The organism is Pseudoalteromonas sp. 2CM37A (genome assembly GCF_023161885.1).
Lineage (GTDB): Bacteria > Pseudomonadota > Gammaproteobacteria > Enterobacterales > Alteromonadaceae > Pseudoalteromonas > Pseudoalteromonas atlantica.
On record NZ_JALNTJ010000005.1, the window covers coordinates 235,095 to 246,958 of the forward strand.

Annotated in this window: 8 protein-coding genes and 1 other RNA gene; 7 read left to right on the plus strand and 2 right to left on the minus strand. The window is 42.2% G+C overall.

The annotated features are described in order from the left end of the window. The first annotated feature begins 11 nt into the window (after nucleotides 1-11). From accA to MTF68_RS13490, 3 genes are all read left to right on the plus strand, one after another. Nucleotides 12-968, plus strand: a complete 957-nt coding sequence (gene accA / locus MTF68_RS13480) for an acetyl-CoA carboxylase carboxyl transferase subunit alpha (RefSeq protein ID WP_004586940.1) — start codon at nucleotides 12-14, stop codon at nucleotides 966-968. Between the two features lie 91 nt (nucleotides 969-1,059). Then, nucleotides 1,060-2,364, plus strand: coding sequence for a tRNA lysidine(34) synthetase TilS (gene tilS, locus MTF68_RS13485; RefSeq protein WP_248462761.1), 1,305 nt, complete (start codon nucleotides 1,060-1,062; stop codon nucleotides 2,362-2,364). Further along, complete coding sequence (locus MTF68_RS13490) at nucleotides 2,365-2,703, plus strand: hypothetical protein (protein WP_248462762.1); 339 nt, start codon at nucleotides 2,365-2,367, stop codon at nucleotides 2,701-2,703. It begins immediately after the preceding gene. A gap of 67 nt (nucleotides 2,704-2,770) precedes the next feature. On the opposite strand, the gene MTF68_RS13495 is transcribed toward MTF68_RS13490, so the two are convergent. Then, nucleotides 2,771-3,667, minus strand: coding sequence for a GGDEF domain-containing protein (locus MTF68_RS13495; RefSeq protein WP_248462763.1), 897 nt, complete (start codon nucleotides 3,665-3,667; stop codon nucleotides 2,771-2,773). Between the two features lie 133 nt (nucleotides 3,668-3,800). Here MTF68_RS13495 and MTF68_RS13500 point away from each other — a divergent pair, with 133 nt between their 5' ends. Beyond that, nucleotides 3,801-5,774, plus strand: coding sequence for a monovalent cation:proton antiporter-2 (CPA2) family protein (locus MTF68_RS13500; protein WP_248462764.1), 1,974 nt, complete (start codon nucleotides 3,801-3,803; stop codon nucleotides 5,772-5,774). A 144-nt stretch (nucleotides 5,775-5,918) separates the two neighbouring features. Here the strand turns inward: MTF68_RS13500 and MTF68_RS13505 are convergent, their stop codons facing one another. Continuing rightward, nucleotides 5,919-7,064, minus strand: a complete 1,146-nt coding sequence (locus MTF68_RS13505) for a patatin-like phospholipase family protein (protein WP_004586945.1) — start codon at nucleotides 7,062-7,064, stop codon at nucleotides 5,919-5,921. Between the two features lie 222 nt (nucleotides 7,065-7,286). Between MTF68_RS13505 and MTF68_RS13510 the strand changes: the two genes are divergently transcribed. From MTF68_RS13510 to MTF68_RS13520, 3 genes are all read left to right on the plus strand, one after another. Then, nucleotides 7,287-8,162 (plus strand): DUF3014 domain-containing protein, encoded by an 876-nt coding sequence (locus MTF68_RS13510; protein WP_248462765.1) that lies wholly within the window; start codon nucleotides 7,287-7,289, stop codon nucleotides 8,160-8,162. Nucleotides 8,163-8,300: 138 nt separating this feature from the next. Continuing rightward, nucleotides 8,301-8,397: signal recognition particle sRNA small type (gene ffs, locus MTF68_RS13515), an RNA gene on the plus strand. A gap of 685 nt (nucleotides 8,398-9,082) precedes the next feature. Continuing rightward, nucleotides 9,083-11,842 carry a response regulator gene (locus tag MTF68_RS13520; RefSeq protein WP_248462766.1) on the plus strand — a complete coding sequence of 920 codons (2,760 nt, stop codon included), beginning with the start codon at nucleotides 9,083-9,085 and terminating at the stop codon, nucleotides 11,840-11,842. Nucleotides 11,843-11,864 lie beyond the last annotated feature (22 nt).

Below are 11,864 nucleotides of genomic sequence, written 5' to 3' on the forward strand. Positions count from 1 at the left end.
TAGTTTAGAGCATGAGCCTCAATTATCTTGATTTTGAGCTTCCGATTGCAGAATTAGAAGCAAAAATTGAAGAATTACAAAGCATAAGCCGCGCTGGCGAATTAGACCTTGAGTTAGAAGAGGAAGTCAGCAAATTAAAAGAAAAAAGCGCTAAGCAAAAAGAGGAAATATTCTCAAATTTAGGCGCTTGGCAAGTATCGCAGTTAGCGCGTCATCCGTTGCGTCCTTACACTCGAGATTATATCGAGCGCATTTTCACGGAATTTGACGAGTTTGCAGGCGATCGTACTTTTGCTAACGATCCGGCTATTTTAGGTGGTGTTGCACGTTTAGATGGCGAACCAGTAATGGTGATTGGCCAGCAAAAAGGGCGTGATACTGCTGAAAAAATTAAACGTAACTTTGGTATGCCAAAACCAGAAGGCTACCGCAAAGCGCTACGTTTAATGGAAATGGCCGAGCGTTTTAAAATGCCAATTATGACCTTTATCGACACGCCAGGGGCATACCCAGGTGTGGGCGCTGAAGAGCGCGGTCAGTCTGAGGCAATTGCACGTAACCTAAAAGTAATGGCGGCACTTAAAGTACCCACAATTTGTACGGTTATTGGCGAAGGCGGCTCTGGTGGTGCATTAGCCATTGGTGTTGGCGACAGAGTTAACATGTTGCAATACAGCACGTACTCAGTAATTTCGCCAGAAGGCTGTGCTTCAATTTTATGGAAAAGCGCCGATAAAGCACCACTTGCCGCAGAGGCAATGGGTGTAACTGCAGAGCGTGTTAAAGAGCTCGATTTAATTAATAACTTAGTTGAAGAGCCTTTAGGCGGCGCACACCGCAATTACGATGCAATGGCACGTAACTTAAAAACACGTTTAAAACGTGACCTTGCTGACTTACAAGCGCTATCGCTTGAAGACATGCTAGATCAACGCTACAAACGTTTAATGTCGTTTGGTTACTGCTAATTAGCTAACCAACGCATTTATTGTTAAAAAAGGCCGCTTATGCGGCTTTTTTGTTTTAAAATACTGCAAACATTAAATTTATAGCGTATCCATGCAAGCATCACCTATTTATCAGCACGTTAAACACGCCCTTGAGCACTTTTTTAAGCACCAGCAGTATAACTTTACGGTGGCGCTTTCGGGTGGCGTGGATTCGGTGGTATTGCTTCATATGATGCACTTATTAAAACAAGCGCAACCAAAGCTAAACGTAAACGCGATTTATGTTAATCATGGTTTAAGCCAATACGCGAATGACTGGCAGCGCTTTTGCCAAAACTTGTGCGCTGAGCTAAATGTACCGTTTAATGCCGCGCAGGTAACAATAAACTCAAAAACACGAACAAGCCTTGAAGCGCAGGCGCGAGAGGCGCGTTACAAAGCACTTGATGAGCTAAGCCCCGCGGGCAGTGTTATTTTGCTGGGTCAGCATTTAAACGATCAAATAGAAACGTTTTTACTGCGGTTAAAGCGCGGATCTGGCTTAAAAGGGTTAGGCGCAATGCAAAAAATGCGTGAACTACAAAGCGGGCGAATATGCTACAGACCGCTTTTAAACATAACGCGCAGTGATATAGAGCATTTTGCCACAGAGTTTAATATTACGCACATAACTGATGACTCAAATACCGATGAGCGTTTTGATCGTAACTTTTTACGTGCACGTGTAGTGCCTTTACTTGCAAAGCGCTTTAAAGGTTTTGAGCACTGTGCTGGGCGCAGCATTGAGTTACTACAGCAACAACAAACGCTACTTGATGAGTACACTGAACTTGATTTAAAACAAAGCGTAAACGCGCATCAAGCACTGAGCGTTAGCCAACTAACCACCTACAGCAACGTGCGCATAACCAATGTGGTTCGTGCATGGCTTAGCTTATTTACCCAAGTAATGCCCTCACAAAAGCAGCTTTTGCAAATAATTAACCAAGCCATAAATGCGCAGGCTGATGCGCAAATGCAAGTTGATTTAAGCGAAGGGCAAATACGACGTCATCAAGGGTATTTGTATTTTGTTACACCACACACATTATTAGCCGATGAAGCGCTAACGGGCAATGAGCTGGCGCTTAATGATGGGCGCGTTTTAATAAAGCAACAAGGTAAAGGCCTACGTGCCCCACTGCCAAACGAGCAAGTCACCGTGCGCTTTAATTGTAATAGTGCGCGTATAAAGCCGTTAAAAAAGCCAGGCAGCAATACGCTTAAACACTGGTTTAAAGATGCAAAAGTAGCCCCGTGGTTAAGGGAGCGCGTGCCTTTAATATTTTATAACGACGAGCTTGTGCAAGTTGTTGGTTATTTTGTAAGTGAAAAACACCAAGACGAAAACGGCATTTTTTGGGAGTGTAAATAAATGAAAGATCAGCCACATGTAGGCTTATCGCTAGTTAGCAAAGCGCCAATGGGTATGTTAATAACAGCGTTAGTTGCTGTTATAGCCAATGTATTACTAGAGCTTAATATTATTACATTGGGTTATGCCGTTGTGGGCGGGGTGGTATCGGCGGTATTACTGCTTGCCTACTGGTTAGGTAAAGGCGGGTTATTTTTTATTTTAGGCGTAAGTTTACCATTGGTTTTAGTGTTATTTACCCCGCTTGCAAGCATAACAGCATTGCTTAATTTAGTGAGCGGCTTCTTTTTTGGCTTTTGTGCAGCCTTGTTTGTTTATAAATTACTGCCTAATAAATAATTAAACAGTAATAAAAAAGCTCAGCGGGGGAAGCTAAGCTTTTATAAATAATACAGTTATATAAATACTAATATGCTTTTGCGCAGTTGCGCCCAGAGGCTTTTGCCTTATATAAGCCTTTATCGGCTCTAGCAAATATTGCTGTTTCGCAATCTTGGCTATTGGCTAGGGTAAAGCCAATGCTGGTGGTTACTTTGTATTTAGACATTAAACTTGAGCTTCTGACTAAGTGCATAATGCGCTCAGCAACCACTTTGTTTGTTGTAAACTCGGGGTCTTCAATAATCAGCGAAAACTCATCGCCACCAAATCTAAATACAGAGTCGGTGCCGCGTATACTGCTGCAAAGTACCTGCGAAAACTCTTTTAAAACATCGTCACCTACTTTATGACCATAGTTGTCGTTTACTTGCTTAAAGTTATCTAAATCAAGCAGCATTAAACTAAAAGGGCGCTGGTAACGGCGGCAGTTTTCGAGCTTTTGCGATAACATGTCATTAAATTGGCTACGATTATTTAACCCAGTAAGCGCATCTTTTGTGGCAAGTTTTAACACTCGGCTGTACATCATTGCGTTACGCAGTGGGTACACAAGGGCGCTGTGTAGGGCACGTAATTTGTTTTCAATCGCTTTACTAATAGGGTATTGGCTAAAGTAAATTAGCTGTCCTAAGTGCTCGCGACCAATAGCTAAATCGTAAGAATACGGGCTAGTGTTCGTGTTGCTATCTGAGGTTTGTGCAGTGCCGAGCGTTGATTGAAACTGCAGCCCTGAAAAGTTAAGTAGCTGTTTGGCAAATTTTGCATAAATAGCCAATACATCTTCTATTACTAGGCTTGTTTGTAGCTCGGTAACTAAATCGTGCGTTGCCGCTGTTTCGTTTGTGTGTGTTTGCTCTGCCGAAAACGGCAAAAAATCGCCGCGCCCAGACACGCGTTGTGTCAAAATATGGACATTTTCCATTAAAATCTTCCCCCAGGGTGTTACTTTGCAATAACTAAGCTATTTTTATGCCATATTTTGAAATTGCTTGATAAACATATGGTTGCTATATTTAAAGTTCATTCCGTAGTTTAATTGACGCTGGAGGCCGAATTTGCAAAGTATAAACGCTCAAATTTTTGGCTTGTTAGTGGCGGCGGTGCTTTTTGTATGGTTTTTTAAGCGCATTGGCTTGCCGCCTATTTTGGCGTATTTAGCAACAGGCGTTTTAGCGGGCAGCCATGGCATTGGTTGGCTTGCTCAATCTCACGAAATTGAGTTTATTGCTGAGCTGGGCATCGTATTTTTATTGTTTAGTTTAGGGCTCGAGTTTTCTATATCGCGGCTAATGGCCATGCGCAATATTGTGTTTGGACTGGGCTCGTTACAAGTTGGTGTTACCAGCTTGCTCTTCATTATTATTTTATATTGCTTAAATTTTAGCTTACTCACTAGTTTTACCATTGGCACAATTATGGCGCTTTCTTCAACCGCGGTAGTGGTTAAGCTATTAAAAGAAACTGGCGAACTAAACCAGCGCCGTGGGCAACTGGCGGTGGGCGTATTACTGTTTCAAGATATTGCCGTTGTGCCCCTACTTATTATTTTGCCATTGTTTGCCTCAAGCGATTCGCAAAGTATTAGTTGGGCGCTGGCATTTGCGCTTACAAAAGGCGCGTTTGTGTGCTTATTACTGTGGGCGATTGGTAAATGGGTGCTACCTAAAGTATTTAAAGAAATAGCGCAGGTACGAACCGATGAGCTGTTTGTGCTTACCACTATTTTGGTGGCGTTATTTGCCGGCTTTTTAACTTACATGTTTGGTTTATCAATGGCGCTTGGGGCATTTTTAGCCGGCATGATGCTAGGAGAGAGCCATTACCGCCATCAACTCGAGGCTGATATTAGGCCATTTCGCGATATTTTAATGGGGCTGTTTTTTGTAACTGTGGGGATGCAGCTCGATATTTTATTTGTGCTTTCGCATGGTTTTGTGATTATTGGTGCTTTATTTGGCTTGTTAATATTAAAAATTACCGTGCTGGCATTAAGTGCCAGATTAATGCATGAGCGCAATCAAGACTCGCTAGCCTGCGGCGTTATGCTGTGGCAAATGGGAGAATTTGGGTTTGTGCTTATTGCTTTGGCAGGTCAGCATGAGTTGCTCAATTCAGAGCAAGCGTCGTTTTTAATTGCCTTAGGGGTGCTTTCGATGGCGCTAACCCCGTTTTTAATTGATAAAACCCCACTAATGTTAAAGCAATTAGGTATTTTAGATCACCCCAGTATGGCGAGGGAGAGCGAGCCTAAAAGTAGCACCTTATATAACGATCACGTGATTATTTGTGGCTTTTCACGCGTAGGACAAACTATAGCGCGATTTTTAAAACCCGAAGCCATAGATTACGTTGCCATAGAAAGTAACCCTATTTTAGTACAAGAGGGCAAAGCCGCAGGTGAGCCAGTAATATTTGGCTATGTAAAACAAAAAGATATTTTAAAGTGCGCAGGGGTAGAGCGAGCACGCTTAGTGATTATTACCTTTACAGAGCTTGAGCATGCACACGTGGTAATAGACGCCATAAAGCAGCTTGCACCCAACGTTAAAATACTAATAAGAACCCGCGACGACAGCCAATTAAACAACTTAAAAGAGTTGGGTGTTACTGAGGTGGTGCCTGAGTCGTTAGAGGCAAGCTTAATGTTGGTTTCGCATGTGTTGTCGATGTCGGGTGTACCGATGACACGCATTGTACGCCGTGTTAGTAAAGAGCGCCGTAATCGCTACCCGCTTATGCAAAGTTTTTACGCCGGTTACTTTAAAGACAACGAAGAAACCTCCTCTGAGCGCTTAGAATATTTACACGTAGTTGCGTTGCCAGATCAAGCCTATGCGGTGGATAAAACAATAGACGAGCTTAACTTATCTAAACGCCGCGTGACTGTAAAAGCTTTGCGCCGAGAGGGACAAGAAATAGACGACCCATCAACCAGCACCACATTGTGCGCAAACGATGTATTGGTATTGCAAGGTAAGCCTAGGCGGGTAGAGCGAGTAGAGCATTATCTACTCGATGGGCTTGAATAAAAAAATGCATTTTGTTTTTTACTTACATAGATGCAAGTTATTAAAATAACGCAGAGGTAGTTATCGGGCTCAGTTGGTTTCAAAGCTTACTCTGCGTTTAAATAGCCCATAGAACAAGTTTTAATTAGCAAAAGCCAACATTAGCTAGTCGAGCTCTAAAAATTGGCGTATTTCGGGTAGTTTTTTCATGCCATCTTCATAGCCAATTTGAATTAGGTGCTGAGTGTAGCGTTTTTCAAACAACAAATAGCTGGTTAAACTCGATTGCGAGTGCTTTTTTACCCCAATTGTGCGTAGCAGCAACTTAATTGCCCACGGCATATCGCTGTAGTATTGCGCGGCAATATCGTTAAAGTTTTTTGATGGATTAATAATACAGGTTTCTATTTGTTTCAGCTCTTGATGTTTGTCGCGCGCCGGAAGCAGCCCTAAAGTGCGATTTACACGCTCAAGGCGCTCAAGGTCGGCTTGCATGGTGTCGCTAAATACACTATCGAGTAAATGCCCAGCAACCGCAGAAAGCCCAGGGTAGTGGGGCGAGTAACCCGCCGGATGCGACTCTTTTGGTTGGTCTACCCCAATAATAAATATTTTTTCGGCCCCTAAATGAATAGACGGGCTAAGCGGTGAAAGCTGGTGAATAGAGCCATCGCCAAAATAGTGGTTAAATACATTAACACTTGGAAACACCATAGGAATGGCGCTTGAGGCCATTAAATGCTCAACGTTAATGCGCATAGGGCGACCTTCGCGCTTGGCACGCTGCCAAGGTGTTTGTGTATTTGACTGAAAAAACGCAACAGAGTCACCGGTTGTATAGCTTGAAGCGGTAATAGAAATCGCTTCTAAATAATTGCGATGTAAATTACGTTCAATGCGGTGCAGGTCTAAAATTTCGTTTAATAAACCGCGCAAAGGGCGGTTATTTAGTAAACTGCCTGGCGGGTGGTTTATGTGCTCAGACTGAAAACTGGTTAAAATATTACGCGCAATATGGCCAAACACACTTAAAAAGTCGCTTTTGTAGACCATAGATGTTGAAAAGTTTTTCCAAACAGACTCAAGCTTACGCACGGCCAAATGCGCACACGAGGCATAACAGGCCAAAGCTGCAGAATTAATCGCGCCTGCAGAAGTGCCGTTAATAATTCTAAATGGCAAAGGCGCGGTGCGGGGCATACTATGAGCAAGCGCTTTAAGCACGCCCACTTGATAAGCAGCGCGAGCGCCACCACCTGTAAGTAATAGGGCTATTTTAGGTTTATGTGGGTCAACTTGCTGGATTTTCATAGTGGTTTTTGAACTGCTTAACGTCTTTTCTTTATTTATCAACTTTAAGTCTTTAAGCTAGAAGAATCAAAGAATAACTGAGTTACTATGGCTCGTTGTTCTAATTAGTAAGTGTAGGTTTATGTTGTAAAGCCTATATTTAAAGTAATAGTGATTACCGATAGTGAATTTTTTCCACTCAGCGTACTCTGAGTAATATGCATTTAAATTTATGGAGTTTGTATGTCAGATAAACCAGAAGCGTCAGATGTTCAAAAACGTCCGCCTAAAAACAATTTTTTATTCGCCGTTATTATTTTAATTATTTTAGTGTGTGCCGCTGCGTTCGTCCTGCTATCGCCCACTGACGAGCCAGAAACTCGCACAGAGGTAGAGCAAACACCAAAAGAACAGCCAGTGATGGAGCTAAAGCCAGAAAACGACCCTGTGGTAGATGCGCCATCAGTTAAGCCTGAAAAGCCAGCTGAGCTAAGCGTGCCTGCTCAGCGCCCAGCTGAGCCAGAGCCGGTTGTAGAGCCATTACCAACGCTTGATGAAAGCGACACCGTAGTGGTTGCCAAAATGGATGAATACCTAAGCGACTCGGTAATGAGCCTAATAGTAACCGACGATGTAATTCGCCGTGGCGTCGTATTTATAGACAACATAGCCAAAGGCAAAATTGCTAAAAAGCATACGCCAGTGGTTAAACCCGAAGAAGAATTTAGCGTAAACGAAGGAGACATTTTAACAATTGACCCTAACAGCTACGAGCGCTATACACCGTATGTAAAAGTATTTACGAGCTTGAGCGCCGCCCAAGCTGTGCGTATGTACGAGCAGTACAAGCCATTAATCAACAACGCGTACAGTGAAATTGGTTACGGCGATGATGAATTTAATCAAACGCTAGAAGATGCTATTGAGTTATTACTTGATACACCGGAGCCAGAAGGCGAGTTACCGCTACTGCGAGACTCGGTTACTTATCAGTATGCGTTTTCTGAATGGGAGCAATTACCGGCTGCACAAAAACAGCTGTTACGTATGGGCCCAGAAAACATGAAAAAAGTAAAAGCAGCACTGCGTAAAATTAAAGCCGAGTTAGAGCGTAATTAATAGGCATTAAAGGCTGTTTTTAACCGCGATTGTATATGAAGTATGCAATCGCACTTTCTTTTTTGATTATCCCTTGAATAACACACCAAAAGTAGAGATAATCCTTCCCGCGCCAACCAAGGCCCTCAATGGTAGTCTTATTGGTCCTCTCGCAACACTAGCAGGCGAACCTGGTCAGGCCCGGAAGGGAGCAGCCACAGTTTGTGACGTGTGTGCCGAGATGTGGCTGGTAAGACTGCCACCCAAATTCCTCATTTGGGTGAAAATACATTCCTTTTAAATTATTCCTTAGTGACACCGTTAAATATTTAATATTACGAGTATCGATTTTCCACTATTACCGCTCTACCTCATTTTTACATTCACACTGTTTTTATTATTGCCGTTTACTGCACTAGCAGATGAAACATTCACTATTTATGTAAAAAAATCAAATTACTTAATTAGCAACGCCAAAGCAAAACTCACATCTACTGAGCTTGGCAATAAATTACAGTCACTCAATGTTTCAACATTAATACTTATTGTAGATTATTGCGCAGCTCCAGAAGCGTTAGCTAATGCCTATTTAGCAATCGCAAATGCTAAGCCTATGCTTAAGGATATTAAGTTAAATTTAAGTGGCAGCCATAAAAAGAGTAAGTGTAAAAACACATAACACGCTTTTTGAGAGCGTTCACAAGCCTAAATTGCTAAATATTTAGCACGCCCTATAACCTGCCCTCTAAGTGAAGGGCTATTTGCACACCTTTCTTTTTAAATTATTTAGTTACCTGCGGCTACTCGCTTTTTGACAGGGGGTAATGTGTATCTGTTCCTGTTTTATTGCTGCTAGACAACCCTTGCCTTGTACGTAATAATGTAAAAATTACATTAATTTTAACATGTAAAGTGTTAACAAAGTGCCCCAAGGTTGATTAATGCCGCAAAGAAGTAAGTGGACACTCGCTGTTTTATTAGGGTTATTAGGCGGGTTAGTAAATCTCTCGCCATTGTATTTTTTCGACAGCTCCGAATTTTTGTTTGGGCAATTGTTTGTTTTATGCAGCTTAGTATTTACTGGGCTGCGTTACGCGTGCCTAAGCCTTGCCATTGTTTCTGGTTTTTTACTTTATAGGTGGGGCCATTGTTGGCCGAGTATTGTGTATTTACTTGAGCTTTGTTGGCTTTATGCTTTTTGCTTACGCCGCTCTAAACCTATTCTTCCTCTGGGTAGCGTATTTTGGCTATGTATTGGTTTACCCTTCGTATGGGTTATAGGCCAATTTGTTATTGGCTTGGCCTGGTTAACGCTAATAGTAGCGATATCAAAGTACTTAATTAACGCGCTAATAAGCTTGGCGGTGGTTGATTTAGTTAGTGTATTTGTACCTTACGCTAGCCGTGCGTATCAGGGTCGGCCCCTGGCAAAAATTTTAAGCTATGTGGTTAGTGTCATTATTATTTTAGTGGTATTGCTAACCAGTGTAATTTTAGTAAACGATCATCATGCGCGCTTAGAGTATGAAGTAAACGCTCAACTAAAAGAAAAAGCCGAGTCTATTAGCACGCAATTAAATGATTATTTAGCATTTCATAAAAACGCCATTGTTATGAGTAGCGACGCAATAAGTGCGGGCACTGCAAGCGATGTGCAGCTCAAACGATTAATGTCGTTATTTCCAGGCTTTACCACCAGCTTGTATGCAAACCCAGATGGCTTTGTAGAGCTTAGCTCGCCCAGCGATTTAATAGAGGGGCTTAGCCTTGCGCAGCGTAGTGTTAAAGACCGAGCATACTTTACTCAAGCTCAGCAGTTCCCTCTGGGTTATACCAGTGGTGTGTTTCAAGGTCGCGGCCTAGGTAACGAGGCCATTGTGGCGCTGTCGGCACCTATATACCGTAACAATACGTTTTATGGTGTGGTAGAGGGCTCGTTAAAGTTAGACCGCTTAGAGCGGTTTATACCTAACTTATTTGAGTACACGGGCGATTTAGTGGTGCTAGATGCGCAGCAAAAAGTGGTATTTAGCTCCCTTGATGAATTTAAAATACTGAGCCATTTTAACGGGGAGGGCTTTAATACCAGTAATTTAGGTGATAAAAACCTATTTCGTTCAACCAAAAACGAGGTGTACCACAGCTCTAGGTACATTGACCCACAAAACCACTGGCAAGTTATTACCTTTTATAATCGTAAGCATTTAAGTATGTCGGTGGCAAAAGCTTGGCTACCCACTATTTTGTTAAGTGCGATATTGATGCTTATGGTGGTTATTTTTATACACCAACTTGCTAATTTATTAGTGCAGCCAATTACTAGCCTAACTACGCTAATGCAAAGCTTTGGTAAAACCAAAACACATAAGTTTAATACAGACTCAAGCTGGCATGAGGTATTGCAGCTACAACAGCAATTTGAATTACTAGCTAATGCGCTTCAGCGTTCAATAGAAAACCTACAAGCCTCTAATATCAGAAACCAAGGGTTAAATACCCAGCTGAACGAATTTAATCAGCAGCTAGAGGGCAAAGTAGCAGAACAAACCACAGAGCTTAAAAAAGCGGTAAATAGGGCTAATTTAGCCAATGTTGCTAAGTCGCAATTTTTAGCCAATATGAGCCACGAGCTACGCACCCCTATGAACGGTATTTTAGGCATGGGAGAGGTTTTATTGCGCGATAATTCATTAACCGATGAGCAGCGGGAGCTATTAAATACGCAGCAAAAAAGCGCACAAAACTTACTGAAAATTTTAAACGATATTTTAGATTTTTCTAAAATAGAAGCTAACGCCATGGAAATTAGCCCTCGGGCGACTAACCTTGCGCCGTTTATTGCCAATATAAAGTCGTTGTTTTCTCCCATTGTAAGTTCTGATCACGTCGAGTTTATTGTTAGTCAAAGCGACAGGCTGCCAGATTGCGTAAAAGTAGACGACCTACGTTTAAACCAAGTCATTATTAACTTGCTCTCTAATGCGTATAAGTTTACCGAGCGTGGTTTTGTGCGCTTATCGTTTGATTATGAAAACGAGCAACTTTTAATAAGCGTAGCCGATAGCGGCATTGGTATTGAAAAAGATCAGCAGTCGTTGTTATTTAGTGAGTTTACACAAGCTGATGTAGGTGTGGCACGTAAGTATGGTGGTACAGGGTTAGGTTTAGCAATTAGCCAAGGGTTAATTAAAAAAATGCAGGGTGAAATTACCCTCAACAGCGAACCAGGCAAAGGCAGCGTACTTAAATTTTACGTAAGTGCACCTAAAGCACAGTCCAACAAACCAGAGCCCGTTAAACAGGCGAAGTCGTTGCCTAATTTAAGCGATAAAACACTTTTACTGGTTGAAGATAACCCCATTAACCGCCAAGTAATTGCAAAAATGCTAGAGCCTACAAAGGTAAACTTAGTGATGGCAACCGATGGCATAGAAGCGCTAAAAGTACTTGAAGGTAATCGCTTTGATTTAATTTTAATGGATTGCCAAATGCCTAATATGGATGGCTACGAGTGCACCCAAACAATACGGGCTAACGAGGTAAACACAAAGGCACATGTGCCCATTGTTGCTATTACCGCAAACGCCTACGAAGATGATAAGCAGCGCTGTTTGAGTGTAGGCATGGATGATTTTGTTTCTAAACCGGTAAATACACAAGGGTTGTACGAAGTAATCGCGAGGGTGATAAACGCCCATTAGTGCAGCGTTTATCACCATAACA

Bases quoted from the DNA above. Each gene is read 5' to 3' on its own strand.
- tilS (WP_248462761.1), top strand. From the start codon at position 1,060: ATGCAAGCATCACCTATTTATCAGCACGTTAAACACGCCCTTGAGCAC.
- MTF68_RS13520 (WP_248462766.1), top strand. From the start codon at position 9,083: ATGCCGCAAAGAAGTAAGTGGACACTCGCTGTTTTATTAGGGTTATTA.
- MTF68_RS13490 (WP_248462762.1), top strand. From the start codon at position 2,365: ATGAAAGATCAGCCACATGTAGGCTTATCGCTAGTTAGCAAAGCGCCA.
- MTF68_RS13510 (WP_248462765.1), top strand. From the start codon at position 7,287: ATGTCAGATAAACCAGAAGCGTCAGATGTTCAAAAACGTCCGCCTAAA.
- accA (WP_004586940.1), top strand. From the start codon at position 12: ATGAGCCTCAATTATCTTGATTTTGAGCTTCCGATTGCAGAATTAGAA.
- MTF68_RS13495 (WP_248462763.1), bottom strand. From the start codon at position 3,667: ATGGAAAATGTCCATATTTTGACACAACGCGTGTCTGGGCGCGGCGAT.
- MTF68_RS13505 (WP_004586945.1), bottom strand. From the start codon at position 7,064: ATGAAAATCCAGCAAGTTGACCCACATAAACCTAAAATAGCCCTATTA.